At 67.9% G+C, this 15,111-nt stretch carries 13 protein-coding genes and 1 pseudogene; 12 read left to right on the top strand and 2 right to left on the bottom strand.

What is annotated here, in order from left to right:
* Window positions 1–93 precede the first annotated feature (93 nt).
* Window positions 94–444, bottom strand: a pseudogene (locus tag ACVWY0_RS10510) (IS701 family transposase); the annotation flags it as partial.
* Between the two features lie 30 nt (window positions 445–474).
* On the bottom strand, window positions 475–1,452 hold the full coding sequence (locus tag ACVWY0_RS10505) for a LysR family transcriptional regulator (protein WP_485836710.1): 978 nt from the start codon (window positions 1,450–1,452) through the stop codon (window positions 475–477).
* Window positions 1,453–1,574: 122 nt separating this feature from the next.
* Here ACVWY0_RS10505 and ACVWY0_RS10500 point away from each other — a divergent pair, with 122 nt between their 5' ends.
* The 12 genes from ACVWY0_RS10500 to ACVWY0_RS10445 all read left to right on the top strand — a co-directional run bounded on the left by ACVWY0_RS10500 (window position 1,575) and on the right by ACVWY0_RS10445 (window position 14,754).
* Window positions 1,575–2,453, top strand: coding sequence for an FAD binding domain-containing protein (locus ACVWY0_RS10500; RefSeq protein ID WP_058932300.1), 879 nt, complete (start codon window positions 1,575–1,577; stop codon window positions 2,451–2,453).
* A 5-nt stretch (window positions 2,454–2,458) separates the two neighbouring features.
* On the top strand, window positions 2,459–2,995 hold the full coding sequence (locus ACVWY0_RS10495; protein ID WP_058932301.1) for a (2Fe-2S)-binding protein: 537 nt from the start codon (window positions 2,459–2,461) through the stop codon (window positions 2,993–2,995).
* The gene (locus ACVWY0_RS10490; RefSeq protein ID WP_485836647.1) at window positions 2,992–5,385 is read left to right on the top strand and encodes an aerobic carbon-monoxide dehydrogenase large subunit; all 2,394 of its coding nucleotides are present in this window, start codon (window positions 2,992–2,994) and stop codon (window positions 5,383–5,385) included. Before ACVWY0_RS10495 ends, ACVWY0_RS10490 begins: the two co-directional genes overlap by 4 nt.
* A gap of 1 nt (window position 5,386) precedes the next feature.
* Window positions 5,387–6,346 (top strand): XdhC family protein, encoded by a 960-nt coding sequence (locus ACVWY0_RS10485; protein ID WP_485836646.1) that lies wholly within the window; start codon window positions 5,387–5,389, stop codon window positions 6,344–6,346.
* A complete protein-coding gene (locus ACVWY0_RS10480; protein ID WP_485836645.1) occupies window positions 6,330–6,971 on the top strand; it encodes a nucleotidyltransferase family protein in 642 nt (213 codons plus the stop codon). Before ACVWY0_RS10485 ends, ACVWY0_RS10480 begins: the two co-directional genes overlap by 17 nt.
* Window positions 6,968–7,891, top strand: a complete 924-nt coding sequence (locus tag ACVWY0_RS10475; protein ID WP_459311528.1) for an AAA family ATPase — start codon at window positions 6,968–6,970, stop codon at window positions 7,889–7,891. Before ACVWY0_RS10480 ends, ACVWY0_RS10475 begins: the two co-directional genes overlap by 4 nt.
* Window positions 7,884–9,137, top strand: coding sequence for a vWA domain-containing protein (locus tag ACVWY0_RS10470; protein ID WP_485836644.1), 1,254 nt, complete (start codon window positions 7,884–7,886; stop codon window positions 9,135–9,137). The genes ACVWY0_RS10475 and ACVWY0_RS10470 overlap by 8 nt, the downstream gene beginning before the upstream one ends.
* Window positions 9,137–9,913 carry an SRPBCC family protein gene (locus ACVWY0_RS10465; RefSeq protein WP_485836643.1) on the top strand — a complete coding sequence of 259 codons (777 nt, stop codon included), beginning with the start codon at window positions 9,137–9,139 and terminating at the stop codon, window positions 9,911–9,913. Before ACVWY0_RS10470 ends, ACVWY0_RS10465 begins: the two co-directional genes overlap by 1 nt.
* A gap of 8 nt (window positions 9,914–9,921) precedes the next feature.
* Window positions 9,922–11,049 (top strand): XdhC family protein, encoded by a 1,128-nt coding sequence (locus tag ACVWY0_RS10460; protein ID WP_485836642.1) that lies wholly within the window; start codon window positions 9,922–9,924, stop codon window positions 11,047–11,049.
* A 97-nt stretch (window positions 11,050–11,146) separates the two neighbouring features.
* A complete protein-coding gene (locus ACVWY0_RS10455; RefSeq protein WP_485836641.1) occupies window positions 11,147–11,344 on the top strand; it encodes an ANTAR domain-containing protein in 198 nt (65 codons plus the stop codon).
* Between the two features lie 84 nt (window positions 11,345–11,428).
* Window positions 11,429–13,018, top strand: coding sequence for a succinic semialdehyde dehydrogenase (locus ACVWY0_RS10450; RefSeq protein WP_485836640.1), 1,590 nt, complete (start codon window positions 11,429–11,431; stop codon window positions 13,016–13,018).
* Complete coding sequence (locus ACVWY0_RS10445) at window positions 13,015–14,754, top strand: GMC oxidoreductase (protein WP_485836639.1); 1,740 nt, start codon at window positions 13,015–13,017, stop codon at window positions 14,752–14,754. Before ACVWY0_RS10450 ends, ACVWY0_RS10445 begins: the two co-directional genes overlap by 4 nt.
* Window positions 14,755–15,111: the final 357 nt, after the last annotated feature.

The raw sequence follows: 15,111 nt of genomic DNA, 5'->3' as shown, positions 1-15,111 counted from the left end.
GCCAGAGTGAGCAGCGGATGACGTGTCGGTGGTCTGGTTCCCGGCGCCAGGCAATCCGTGTGATGAGGTGCCTGATTTCGGGCAGTAAGAGCCTTACCAGGTGCTCGGCGCTTGAATCTGGGCCCCCTTTTTTGAGCGGATGACACTGAGGAAGGCGTGGGCGAACATGGACAGGGTGATGTGCCTGTACCAGCCGGTGTACTGCCGTACCTGGTAGTGGTCAAGCCCGGTTTCGCCCTTGGAGGTTTGGAAAGTTTCCTCGATGGCCCAGCGGGCTCCGGCAACCCGGGCCAGTTCGATCAGGATGACGTTTTCCGGCTTGTGGCAGATGAAGTAGGCAAGGTCCGTGGGGTCTTTCAGGGAGCGGCGGGCCAGCAGCCAGTGCTCACCGGTCTCGGCGGGGCCGTTGATGCGGATCCTTGCCCAGGCGTAGAGCCGTTCGCCCTGCGTTGAGCAGCAGCGCGGGGGGCAGCATCAGCTCCAGAGGGCCACGTGGAACTTCGACCCACGACGCTCAAGTCCACGTGAGCCGCCCGGGGCGATCATCGCGGCGGTGGCATCCGCTATGGTGACGAACCGCTGTAGCGTCCTTGCCGTGGTGGTTGTCCGGCGGCGGTCCAGGGTAGTCACCCACCAGAGACCGGACACCGGAGTTCCCACGACGGGCACACGGACCAAGGCCCCGCTCTGTAATTCCGCCCGGACAATGTGCCCGATTGCGAGCATGGTGCCTTCGCCCGCCCTGACGGCGGCGAGGGCGTCGGTTTCACTGCTGAGCCGGATGATCTCCGGCGCCACGCCCGTCGAGGCAAGCCACCGGCCTTCATCCGAGTGCTCCTGGATCCCTGAGGGCCCGGCGAACCACGGACGGTCCAGCAACTGCGCGAGCGCCACCGGGCCGTGCAGCCCCGCGAGGGGATTCGTTGCCGCCACTACGAAGACCCGCTGGTAGCGGAGGAAGGGGATCATCTCCAATTCCCGGCCGGCTACAGTGGCGACGGTCTCCGCTGGCCGGGCTCCAAGGGCGATGTCGTAGGCGCGCTCCAACAGCAGAGAGGCAATATCGGCCGCAGACTCCACGACCACATCAACCGAAACCCCGGGAACCCGTTTTGTGAACAGGTCCAGCAGCCTCCCCGCAGCATGTTCCGCGAAAGGAGCCGTCGCTACGATCCTCAGCCGCCCCGTGTCCGTCGAGGCGTGGGAAACCTCCCACCGGGCCCGGTCTGCCAGGCCGATGATTTCCTGGGCATAGTCTGCAAGCGCCCGGCCGCCGGCCGTCAGAGCGATGCCGCCATGGGCACGCACAAAGAGCGGGTCGCCAAGGTCCTGCCGAAGCGCAGCGATGGCCGTGGACACGGCGGGCTCGCTGACGCCGAGGGCAGCCGCGGCGGCATGAAGCGAGCCAAGCTTTGCCACGAGCGCAAAGGTCCGCAATTGGCTCAACGTCATCGACACGGCTTCATAACCTTTCGCTTATGACGATATTGACACCCCGTTTCCGCCGGGGCAACACTTGCCTCAATCCGGTGCTGCCCAACGCCGCCCGGCCGCTTCGGAGTGAGGTAGGGACTATGCAGATTCCGGCTCCATTTGACTATGTCCGGGCCACGACGGTGGACAACGCCCTGGAACTTCTCGCACGCCATGGGCCCGATTCCCGGGTAATTGCCGGGGGGCACAGCCTCCTGCCAATGATGAAGCTGCGGCTGGCCCGGCCGGAGTGGCTGATCGACATCAACGACCTCTACGAGCTCGATTTCATCCTCCGCGACGGTGACCGGCTGCGTATCGGTGCCATGACCCGCCACACGACGCTCCTGGAGTCCGCCGAGGTCGCCGGACATTTCCCCATTGTCCGGGACGCCGAATCTGTGATCGCCGACCCGATTGTGCGCAACCGCGGAACCATCGGCGGTTCGCTCTGCCAGGCCGACCCGGCCGAGGACCTGTCCACGGTCTGCAAAGTCCTGGGTGCGGAAGCGGTCATCCGCGGACCCGGCGGCGAGCGCATCCTCTCCATGGTCGACTTCCACCGTGGCCCTTACGAGACCGCGGTGGGTCCGGACGAGCTGCTCTGCGAAGTCCGATTCCCCATCCGTACCCGCTCGGGCAGCGCCTATGAAAAGGTTGAACGCCGCGTGGGCGACTGGGCTGTCGGCGCGGCCGGAGCGGCCGTCTCGCTCGCCGAGGACGGCACCATCGACGACGCCTCCGTCGGACTCACCGCGCTCGGCCTCGACCACACCGTTGCCGAGGCCGCGGCCCTGCTGCGGGGGCAGCTCCCCCAGGAGGAGCTGTTCGTTGAGGCCGGACGGCTGGCCGCGGCTGCCTGCGATCCGGTGCAGGACCAACGCGGGCCGATCGACTACAAACGACATCTGGCCGACGAGCTCACCCGGCGGGTTTTGCGGCTTGCCTGCTCCCGCGCCGCCCAGACACAGGAAGGCTGAAGCAGATGCAGATCAGCATGACCGTGAACGGAAACGAAGTCACGAGCGAGATTGAACCCCGTGTTCTCCTGGTCCACTACATCCGCGAGGTCTTGGGCCTGACCGGCACCCACTGGGGCTGCGACACGAGCAACTGCGGGACATGCGTGGTCTTGATGGACGGGCAGCCGGTGAAATCCTGCACCGTCCTCGCGGCCATGGCCGCCGGGCACGACATCCGCACCGTCGAGGGACTGGCCACGGGAGGGACACTCGATCCCGTCCAGCAAGGGTTCATGGAGGAACACGGACTGCAGTGCGGATTCTGCACCCCCGGAATGATGCTGACGGCCCGCGCCCTGCTGGATAAAAACCCGCATCCGAACGATACCGAGATCCGGCAGGCCATCTCCGGACAAATCTGCCGGTGCACGGGCTACGCAACAATCGTCCGCTCGGTGCAGTGGGCAGCCGCCCACCCGGCTGGCGTCACCGACAGCACAGACACAGCAGACACAGCCACTGTCGGCGCAGAAACACAGGACACAGAGGTGAAGGCATGACCGTCATCCACGAGCGGCCGAGCAATCCGGGGGCCGGCGACGAGGACCGCCCGATCGGCTTCGGCCGCATCCAGCGGAAGGAAGACCCGCGCTTCGTCCGGGGCAAGGGCCACTACCTCGACGACATCGTCCTGCCCGGGATGCTGCACGGCGCCATTCTGCGGGCCCCGGTAGCGCACGCCCGCCTGGTGTCCATTGACACCACCAACGCCCTGGCGCATCCCAAAGTGGTGACCGTCATCACCGGCAAGGACCTGCTGGGCCTGAAGCTCGCGTGGGCGCCCACCCTCTCCGCAGATGTCCAGGCAGTGCTGGTGACCGACAAAGTGAGGTTCCAGGGGCAGGAGGTCGCCTTCGTTGTTGCCGAGGACCGCTACGCCGCACGCGATGCCCTGGAGTTAATCGACGTCGAATACGACGTGCTGCCCCCGCTGGTCGACGCGCGCAAGGCCCTCGACCCGGACGCGCCCGTGATCCGTGATGAAATCGAGGGCCGGACGGACAACCGGATCTTCGACTGGGAAATAGGCGACAAAGCCGAAACCGAGGCGGTGTTCGCCTCCGCCGACGTGGTCGTCAGCCAGGAGATCGTCTATCCGCGGGTGCATCCCGCGCCTATGGAGACCTGCGGCGCCGTCGCCGACTACGAACCGGTCGAGGGGAGGCTGACGCTGTACGAGACGACGCAGGCACCCCATGCGCACCGGACCCTGTACGCGATTGTCGCCGGCATCCCGGAGCACAAAATCCGCATCGTCTCTCCCGATATCGGCGGGGGGTTCGGCAACAAAGTGGGCATCTACCCCGGCTACATTCTCGCCGTCGTCGGCTCGATCGTCACCGGCCACCCGGTGAAGTGGGTGGAGGACCGCTCCGAGAACCTGATGTCGACGTCGTTCGCGCGCGACTACATCATGCAGGGCGAGATCGCAGCCACCAAGGAGGGCAAGATCCTCGCCGTGCGGACCAACGTGCTGGCCGACCACGGGGCGTTCAACGCCACCGCGCAGCCGACCAAGAACCCGGCCGGCTTCTTCTCCATCTTCACCGGCAGCTATGACCTGAAGGCCGCGTACTGCACCGTCACTGGCGTCTACTCGAACAAGGCCCCGGGCGGGGTCGCCTACGCCTGCTCGTTCCGCGTCACGGAGGCCGTCTACCTGGTCGAACGGCTGGTAGACATCCTGGCCCGGAAACTCGAGATGGACCCGGCGGAACTGCGGCTGAAGAACTTCATTAAACCGGAGCAGTTCCCCTACGCCAACAAGACCGGCTGGATCTACGACTCGGGCAACTACGAACCCGCCATGCGGCTGTCCATGCAGCTGGCCGGCTATGACGAGCTCAGGCGTGAGCAGAAGGAAAAGCGGGCCCGCGGAGAGCTCATGGGCATCGGCGTCTCGTTCTTCACCGAGACCGTGGGCGCAGGCCCGCGCAAGCACTTCGACATTGTGGGCCTGGGAATGGCCGACGGCGCCGAGCTGCGCGTCCATCCGACCGGCAAGGCCGTCGTCAGGATCTCGGTGCAGACCCAGGGGCAGGGCCATGAAACGACGTTCGCCCAGATCGTCGCGGAGGAACTCGGCATCGCGCCGGAGAACGTCGATGTTGTCCACGGCGATACCGACCAGACCCCCTTCGGCCTGGGCACCTACGGCAGCAGGTCGACGCCGGTCAGCGGCGGCGCCGTGGCCCTCGTTGCCCGCAAGGTCCGCGAGAAGGCGAAGCTGATCGCCGCGGCCATGCTGGAAACCCGTCCCGAAGACCTGGAATGGGAAAAGGGACGCTGGTTCGTCAAGGGTGACCCCAGCGTCGGGAAGACCATCGCCGAGATCGCCATGGGCGCCCACGGCACGGTGGCCCTGCCCGAAGGAATCGACGGCAACCTGGACGCCGAGGTGACCTACGACCCGCCGAACCTGACCTTCCCCTTCGGCGCCTACATCTGTGTGGTCGACGTCGATCCGGGCACCGGACACGTCAAGGTGCGGCGCTTCATCGCGGTGGACGACTGCGGGACGAGGATCAACCCGATGATCATCGAGGGCCAGGTGCACGGCGGACTGACCGATGGCGTCGGCATGGCCCTGATGGAAATCATCGAGTTCGACGAGGCCGGGAACTGCCTCGGCGGATCCTTCATGGACTACCTGATCCCCACGGCCATGGAAGTGCCGGACTGGGAGACCGGTTTCACCGTCACCCCGTCCCCGCACCACCCGATCGGCGCGAAAGGCATCGGAGAGTCAGCCACCGTCGGCTCACCGCCGGCGATCGTGAACGCCGTCGTCGACGCCCTGGCACCCTTCGGCGTCACGCACATGGACATGCCATGCACCCCGGCCCGCGTCTGGGCCGCCATGCAGGGCCGGGCGAGGCCTCCGATCTGACATGACCTCCACCGCAGAATCCCTTGCGGCCCGCGCGAACGAACTCGCCGGCCGCCGTGAGCCGTTCGTCCACGCCACCGTTGTCCGCGCCCATCGGCCGACCATCGCGCACGCTGGCGATACCGCACTGGTGCTCTCCACCGGCGAGATCCAGGGCTTTGTGGGCGGGAACTGCGTCGAGGCTTCGGTGCGGGAGTACAGCCTCCAGGCGCTGGCTATTCAGGAACCGCTCCTCCTGCGCGTGGTTCCCGGCGAACCCTCCCGAACCGCTGAGGAGGGCGCCGTCGAGGTTTCCAACCCGTGCCTGAGCGGAGGGGCAATCGAGATCTTCCTTCAGCCGCGCATTCCGGCCCCCCGCGTCCTGGTGGTGGGCACGACGCCGGTGGCCCAGGCCCTCGCGACGCTGGGATCCGGCGTCGGCCTGGCAGTCGAGCTCACCGACGGCGACTCTGCGGACCCCCGGACGGACGATGCCGCGCTGATCGTCGCCTCGCATGGCAAGGCGGAGGAAGGCGCCCTCGAAGCGGCCCTGCGCGCCGGTGTGCCCTACGTCGCCCTCGTGGCCAGCGAGATCCGCGGGGCCGCCGTCCTGGACTCCCTCGACGTCGACGACGTATTGCGCGGGCGGGTCTTCACACCCGCGGGCCTGCAGCTCGGGGCCCGCACCCCCGGGGAGATCGCGCTCTCGATCCTTGCCCAGCTCATTGGGGAGCGATCCAAGGCGAGGCACGCCACACCGGCGGCGGCCGTACCGGCGGCAGAATCTCACGCGGCTCCATCTCCGGGAACTGCCGCACCGGCCGCGCCGGCGAGCGCGGTCGACCCCGTCTGCGGCATGAACGTTCCGGCTGTTGAGTCGTCACTGCATGTCCAGCACAACGGTGTCACCGTGTACTTCTGCTCGCCCGGCTGCCGTGCCGCCTTCCGCAAGGATCCTGAGCGTTATGCCCTCGTTCCCTGAGCCCAGGACTGCAGGCATCATTCTGGCTGCAGGAGGATCCCGGCGCCTCGGCCGGCCGAAACAGCTACTTCCCTACGGCGAGGGCGTCCTGCTCGACGCCGTCCTGGCGACTGCCCGGAACTGCGGCTTCGCCCAGACGGTCCTGGCGCTGGGAGGCTCCGCCGAGGAGGTGCGGCAGACCGTCGACACCAGGGACTGCGACATCGTGCTCAACCCGGACTATGGCGACGGGTGTTCCTCCTCCATTGCCGCGGCTCTTGCGGTGCTGCAGCCGGAGACGGATGCTGTGGTCCTCCTGCTCGGGGACCAGCCCGGGGCCCGGTCCGAGAACGTGCGAGCGTTGCTCGGCGCCCTGTTCAGCGGCCCGTCGAACGTTGTGGGCGGCGCCGGGGGCAGCGGCATCGCCGTGTGCCGCTATGAGGACGGCATCGGCCATCCCCTCGCGTTCGCCCGGCGGCTCCTTCCCGAGCTAGCGGCCCTGCACGGCGACAAGGGGGTCTGGAAGCTGCTGGAGCAGAGGGAGGCCGACGTCGTCGAGGTCGCCACCACGGGCTCCATCCCCCTGGACGTCGACACCGAGGAAGACTACCGGCGGCTCCTGGACAGGTTGCAGGGGGCGGCATGACCACGGCGGCGCGGTCCGGAGCGGAGGAGGATGTGCAGCTGCGGGTCCCCGACGTCGCGTCCCTGATGGCAGCGCTGGACCGTAACGACTACCTGGCCGACGTCGGACTCGCCACGGCGCTGTTCCTGGCCGTGCGCCTCCCGCAGCCCATCCTCCTGGAGGGCGAAGCCGGGGTGGGCAAGACGGAGGCCGCGAAGGCGCTGGCCCAGCTCCTCGATACACCGCTGTACCGGCTGCAGTGCTACGAGGGGATCGACGCCGGAGAAGCGCTCTACGAATGGAACCACCAGCGCCAGCTCCTCGGGATCCGGCTGGCCGAGGTCCGCGATGCCGCCGTGACCGAAACCGACCTCTTCGGGCCGCAATACCTGCTGCGCAGGCCGCTGCTGCAGGCGATTGAGCACCCCGGGCCCCGACCCGCAGTGCTCCTCCTCGACGAGATTGACCGTGCCGACGCCGAGTTCGAGGCGTTCACCTTCGAGCTGCTGGCCGAGGCCGCGGTCACCATCCCGGAGCTGGGCACGATCCGGGCTACCCATCCCCCGATCGTCGTCCTGACGTCCAACCGGACCAGGGACCTGCACGACGCGCTGACCCGCCGGTGCCTCTATCACTGGATCGACTACCCGGGGCCGGGCCGCATCGCCGAGATCGTGCGCCGCCGGGTGCCGGCCAGCAGCGGGCCGCTGGCGCTGCAGGCTGGTGCCGTGGTCACCAGACTCCGTACCTTGGACCTCGCCAAGCCACCGGGGATTTCGGAGGCAATCGACTGGGTTTCCGCCCTCGCCGTGCTGGGCGTGGAACGCATCGACGCCGGGACGGCGGAGCAGACCTGGGGCTCGATCGTCAAGAACCGCGACGACCTGGAGCTGGTCGGCGCGCGAGGGGCAGCCTGGCTCGTGGGCGGCACCGATGGCTGAGGGCACCGGCTCCGTGTCGCCGACGGTTGAGGCAGCCTCCCTGTCCGCCGCCTTCGTCACAGCACTGCGGAGGGTCGGGCTTTCGAGCTCCCCGTACCAGGCAGCACGGCTGGCCGAGGCACTCCAGATGGTCCCGCCGACCGCCCTCGAACAGCTGTACTGGACGTGCCGGGTGGTCCTGGTGTCCACCCGCGAGCAGCTGCCGGTTTTCGACGCCGTGTTCAACGCCGTGTTCCGCAACGGATTTGACCCCGCCGCGCAGCTGGGCGGCCCGGCTGCGCCGGCCGCATCGCCGTCGCTCGGCCCCGATTCACGCATCACGCCCTCTCCCGCCGACGCACGGGCAGCGGAGAATCCGCCCAGTCGGCAGCCGCTTCCGGCGGTGGCGTCAGCGGGCCGGGACGGCTCCGAGGACCGCGCCGGCCCTGGACGGGAGGCCGTCCTCGCCATGGCCTCGGCCGAGGAGCACCTGCACGAAATGTCCTTCACGGAGCTCTCCCCTGAGGAAGTCCTCGAGGTCAGGCGGCTGGCCGCCCGGATGCTGCTGGCTACACCGGCGCGGCTGAGCCGCCGCACCCGCAAGTCCGCACACAGCAGCGCCCGGCTGGACGTCCGGGCCACGGTGCGAGCGGCCCGGCGGTCCGGTTCCGACGCCACCCGGCTGCTCTATGCCCGGCGGCGTGAGCAACGGCGCAAGCTGGTGTTCCTGTGCGACGTCTCCGGTTCGATGGAACCGTACGCCCGCATCTTCCTGTCGCTGCTGCAGGGCGCGGTGGCGAGTGCGGGGGCCGAGGCCTTCGTGTTCTCCACGCGGCTGACCCGGCTGACCAGGCAGCTGTCGCAGCGCGATCCTGACCAGGCGCTGGCCCGCGCCGCTGCCACCGCCCCCGACTGGGCAAGCGGGACCCGGATCGCCGAGAGCATTCGACGGTTCGTGGACGAGCACGGCCGCCGCGGACTGGCCCGGGGCGCGGTGGTTGTGGTGCTCTCCGACGGCTGGGCCCAGGAGGACCCGGAGCAGGTGGCGGTGCAGATGGCCCGGCTGCGGAGGCTGGCGTACAGGATCGTCTGGGTGAATCCGCGCAAGGCTGCGCCACAATACCAGCCGCTGGCGGGCGGGATGGCAGCCGCCCTGCCGTACTGCGACGCCTTCGTCAGCGGCCACAGCTACACGGCTTTGGCAGAGGTGGCAGCCGCAATCCGCGCCGACGGCCGGTCATCACTTGAGAGGCAAAGGACGAGCTAATGCAAATTGACAGCACATTCTCGGTAGTCGCCCCGATCGACAAGGTATGGGACACGCTCATGGACTTTGAACGGGTGGCAGGCTGCCTCCCCGGGGCCAAGATCCTGAACAAGCTCTCAGACGACGCGTACCAGGTGGGCATGACGGTGAAACTGGGCCCCGTGAGCATGCAGTACAAGGGCCTGCTGAACGTCGTCGAGCGCAATCCGGCCGAACACCGCGCCGTGCTCGGCGGAAAGGCGCAGGAGACGCGCGGGCAGGGCACCGCCGAGGCATCGGTCACCCTGGTCCTGGCGGAAGATGGCGGCACCACGCGCGGGACGGTCTCCGCAGACCTGGCACTCTCCGGGAAGGCCGCCGCCATGGGAAAGGGCGTTATCGGCAGCATCACGGAGCAGATGATGTCCCTCTTCGCCGGAAACCTGCAGGCCATGCTGGCAGAGCCGGCTCCGGAGCAGGCCGCTGTTTCCGAGACGGCTCCGCCGCCGGTCTCAGCGCCCGAGCCCGTCATCGCGGCGGGTTCGGCGGCGGGTTCGGCCCCGCCGTCGTCGGAGCTCCCGGGCCCCGCTCCGGCGCGCGTCCCCCCGGCAGCCAGCCGGCCCTCGGCGCACCCGGCCGGCAGCCTGGACGCATTGAGCCTCACGAAGGGCATCGCCGCGGATCAGCTCTCCAGCCCCGGCAAGGTCCTCGGCCTCGTGGCTGTGGTTGCGTGCCTCGCCTACTGGGCCGGCCGCAGGTCGGCATTCCGCATGCTCCGGCGCTGCGGCAGGCTCTGAGGACCGCCATGCGTGATGTTCTGGCCGCAATGATGCCGGACTGGCGGAAGGGCAGCACCTCCGGCCTGGCCACTGTCGTGAGCACTTTCAAGTCCGCCCCTAGGCTCCCGGGGGCGTCCATGCTGGTCACGGCCGGAGGCGATGCTGTCGGGTCGGTCTCAGGTGGCTGCGTCGAAGGCGCCGTCTATGAGCTCGCCACACAGGTCAAGGAGGAGGGCAAGCCGGTCCTGGTGCGCTACGGGATTAGCGACGACGATGCGTACGCCGTCGGCCTGACCTGCGGCGGGATCATCGACATCTTCGTGGAACCGGTGTCGCGGCAGAGCTTTGCCGAGCTCGACGACGTCGGACAGGACATCGCCGCCGAGCGCCGGGTGGGGGTCGCAACGGTGATCGAGCACCCGGACAGCAGCCGGCTTGGCCGGCACCTCGTCGTAAGGCCGGAAGGATTCGAAGGTGACCTCGGCTCCGAGCGGTCCAACCACGCCGTCGGCGATGATACTCAGGGCCTCCTCGCCGCCGGCCGGACCGGCATCCTGAACTACGGCCTGGACGGCGAGCGGCTCGACACCGGCATGCGGGTCTTCTTCGCAAGCTACGCCCCGCCGCCGCGGATGCTCGTCTTCGGAGCAATCGACTTCGCCGCGGCGCTGGCCCGGCTGGGGACCTTCCTCGGCTACCGCGTCACGGTCTGCGACGCCCGGGCCATCTTCGCCACTCCCGCCAGGTTCCCCGAGGCGGCGGAAGTCGTCAATGCGTGGCCGCACCGCTATCTGGCCGAACAGCTCTCCAAGGGCCTGGTGGACGAACGGACTGTCATCTGTGTCCTCACGCATGACCCTAAATTCGATATCCCGTTGCTGGAAGTGGCCCTGCGCGGCGGCCCCGTGGCCTTCATCGGAGCCATGGGTTCCCGGCGGACCCATGAGGGCAGGATTGCCCGCCTGCGCCAGGCGGGGCTGGGCGAGGCTGAGCTGTCCAGACTCCACAGCCCGGTGGGGCTGGACCTGGGCGCACGTACCCCCGAGGAGACGGCGGTGTCCATCGCCGCGGAGTTCATCGCCAAGCAGTGGAGCGGGAGCGGGGAGCCGTTGAGGCAACTCGACGAGCGGATTCACCACGACGAGCTACGTTGATTGCCAACGACGCCGTTCGCTGGGCAATGACCGCTGTGCTGCTGGCGGCGACGTTGTACTCGGCCTTCTGCGCCAGCAGGAAATCCTTCGGGCCGCCATGGCTTCGCGGACACCCACCGACCTCGCGGTGGGCGTCATCATCGGCCACGAACGGTGCAGCTACGATGTTGCGCTCGAGTGGCTCTTCCGGGCATCACGGACGCGCAACGTCAGCATCCGCGATTTGGCGGCCGAGATTGTCGCCGCCGCGGACGAGCCCACCCTGTGCGGATCCGTTTCGACCACTGACCAGTGATGTTACGCGCCTGCCAGCGGGCATATAAAGCGCCCTGGTGTGGAATGACAAAACCGATATTCAACTATCAGGTACTCTGTGTCCATGTCATCAGAGACGCTGGCCAGCCACATCACCGCCCCCATCGAAACCTTCGCCGTGGAACCGGCCCGCGTGCGGATCCTTGTCGCCCAAGCCCGGCATCCCGCGGACGCCCATCTCGAACTGATTCACACGCCCCTCACCGGCGGCCCGCTCGCTTCCCTGCCGCTGTCTACTGAGGCTGACGTCGCGGAGGCCTACGCCCGGGCGGGGCAAGCCCAGGTCGAATGGGCCCGAACGTCGTTCAAGGATCGGAAGCGGATCATGGAGCGGTTCCATGACATCGTCCTCGACCGCCAGGATGAGGTCCTGGACTTCATCCAGCTCGAGTCGGGCAAGTCCCGGGGCCACGCCTTCGAAGAGGTTGCCGACGTCGCCGTCACGGCACGCCATTACGGCCGCGCCGCCTCCGGCTACCTCAAGACCCGCCGCCGTTCCGGTGCCTACCCGGTGTTGTCCCAGGCGCGCGAGCTGCGCCATCCCAAGGGTGTGGTGGGCATCGTCTCGCCGTGGAACTACCCCTTCAGCCTCGCCGTCACCGACGCGATCGCCGCACTCGTGGCGGGCAACGCCGTCGTCCTGCGGCCAGACCGTCAGGCGAGTTTGTCGGCCCTCCTCGGCGTGGAGATGCTGCGTGATGCCGGGCTTCCTGAGGGCGTCCTTGAGGTGGTCCTGGGTGACCGTCGCATCGGCGAGGCCGTCCTGGACCGGGCCGACTACGCCTGCTTCACGGGCTCGACGCCCGTGGGCCGCAAGGTGGCGGAATCCCTGGCCGGCCGGCTGATTGGCTACTCCCTGGAGCTCGGCGGGAAAAACGGCGTGTACATCGCCGACGACGCCGACCTCGACAAAGCCGTGACCGGTACCATCCGCACCTGCTTCGCATCGGCGGGACAGCTGTGCATGTCGGCAGAGCGGGTCATCGTGCACGAGACGGTGGCGGACGCCTTCACCGCAAAGCTCATCGCCGCGGTGGAGGCCATGAAAGTCGGCACAGCGCTCGACTACGGCAATGACATGGGCTCGCTCGCTTTGGCTTCCCAGCTTGAGACAGTCACGGCCCACGTTGAGGATGCGAGGAGGCACGGCGCCACCGTCCTCACCGGCGGCCGGCACCGCCCGGACCTCGGCCCATATGTGTACGAGCCCACCCTGCTGGCCGGTGTTACCGAGTCGATGCTGTGCCGGAACGAGGAGACGTTCGGTCCCGTGGTGGCGATCTACCGCGTGGCGGACGATGCCGAGGCCGTCCAGCTCATCAACGACACCGAGTTCGGCCTGCACGGCAACGTGTTCACGGGCAGTGTCCGCCACGGCCGGGAGCTTGCGGCGAGGATCCGAACGGGCACCGTGAGTATCAATGACGCCTACAGCGTCGCCTGGGGCAGCACCGGCTCGCCCATGGGCGGCATGAAAGCCTCCGGGGTGGGCCGCCGTCACGGCTCCGAGGGCATCCTGCGCTTCACCGAGGGCCAGACTGTGACGGCCCAGCACCTGCTGCCGTTCGGGCCCGCGTTCGGAATGTCCGACGGCGACCACTCCAGAATGCTGACTTTTCTCTTGCGCGTGCTCAAGGCAGCGGGAAAGAAGTGACCGCCCAGGACAGCGGCCCGGCCGTTGACCACGATGTCGTTGTCATCGGCTCCGGTTTCGGCGGCTCGGTCGCAGCGCTGCGCCTCGCCGAGAAGGGCTACGACGTGCACGTGCTTGAGGCCGGCCGCAGGTTCGAGGACGGAGACTTCGCCAAGACATCGTGGAACCTCCGCAGGTACCTCTGGGCCCCGAAATTTGGCTGCTTCGGCGTCCAGCGCGTCCACAAGCTCCCGGACGCACTGATCCTGGCGGGCGCCGGCGTCGGCGGTGGCTCCCTCAACTATGCGAACACGCTCTACATCCCTCCGGCGCCGTTCTTCCAGGACAAGCAGTGGGGCCACATCACGGACTGGCAGGACGAGCTTGCGCCGCATTACCGGATGGCCCAGTCGATGCTGGGGGTGGTGACCAACCCGTGCGAGGGCCCGGTGGAGCAGCTGATGCGCGCCGCCGCGGACGAGCTCGGCGTTGGGCACACGTTCAAGAAGGCGCCCACCGGCGTGTTTTTCGGCATGCCGGGTGTCCGGGTCCCGGACCCCTACTTCGGCGGCGCCGGGCCCGAGCGTACCGGCTGCACGGAGTGCGGCAACTGCATGGTGGGCTGCCGCGTGGGCGCAAAGAACACCCTGACGAAGAACTACCTGGGCCTGGCCGAAAAGATCGGCGTGCGCGTGACGCCGCTGCGCACCGTCGTCGCCGTCCGCCCGCTTACCGACGCCGACGCGCCGGAATACGAAATCGTCACCGAGCGCACGGGGTCCTGGACCAAACGGGGCAAGGACCGGCAGGTCCTCACCGCCAGGCACGTGGTCCTAGCTGCCGGTACCTGGGGGACGCAGTCGCTTCTTCACGAGATGCGCGACGGCGGTCAGCTGCCCGGGCTGTCGGACAGCCTGGGGGTTCTCACCCGGACCAACTCAGAGGCGCTCCTCGGTGCCATGACGTCGCATCGCCCGCCCAAAGGCATGGACCTCACCAAGGGTGTCGCCATCACCGCCTCGTTCCACCCGGACGAGGACACCCATATCGAAAACGTCCGCTACGGCAAGGGCTCCAACGCGATGGGGGCCCTCTCGACAATGGCGGTGCCGGGTGACGGGCGGCTGCCACGGTGGGTGCGGTTCATCGGCGTCGCGCTCAAGAACCCGCTGGCGATCCCAAGCATCGAGCCGACCCCCTGGAAGTTCAGTGAGCGCACCATCATCGGGCTCGTTATGCAGACCCGGGATAACTCGCTTACCGTATCGGGCAAACGGCGGCTCTTCGGCGGCCGCAAGCTGACCTCCCGGCAGGGGCACGGCGAGCCCAACCCGACCTACATCGAGCCGGGCCACCGGGCGATGGGCGTCATCGCACGGCTACTGCAGGAGCGCGGCGGGCGCAGGACCTACGCCGGAGCGACGTTGGGGGAGATCTTCGACGTGCCGCTCACCGCCCACTTCCTCGGCGGCGCCTGCATCAGCGACAGCCCGGAGAACGGTGTCATCGACCCCTACCATCGGGTCTGGGGCTACCCAGGCATACACATCGTCGACGGTGCAGCGATCTCGGCCAACCTCGGCGTTAATCCGTCGCTGTCGATCACGGCCCAGGCGGAACGTGCGTTCTCGCTCTGGCCCAACAAGGGGGAGGCGGACCCCCGTCCCGCGCCGGGCGAGGCTTATGTGCGCATGGAGCCGGTGGCGGCGCTGCACCCGGCCGTCACGACGTTCACGCACCAGAGTGCGCGGGTCTGACGACCGTTTAGGGGCTTGAGGACCAATGCTCGGGAAAGTCACGCTAAGCCGATCTCCAGTGGTAACGATGGTTGCCTCGGTTCGTTGAGCCTGTATGGCTAAACATAAATATTTGACTGCGGCCGAGGAGGCCTCGTACGGGCGATTCGAGGCGCAGGCCCCGGAACTGGCGGTGTTGGAGCGGAATGTTGGTTGCCAGCCTTGGAACCCCCTGGCACGCGGACCGGTGGGGTGCTCTCCCGAAGGCAGGCGTGGTGTTATCCCATCCGTAGCATAAATAACAACCGCAACACTGTTCATTCTGGTACGGTTTGTTCACTCTTGCAGAAGCGCTGGGCTTCTGACCCGATGCTGATC

This window comes from Arthrobacter sp. UYNi723, from assembly GCF_054057635.1.
Note: the sequence above shows the minus strand (reverse complement) of the source record. Positions and strands in the feature narration are given on the sequence as shown.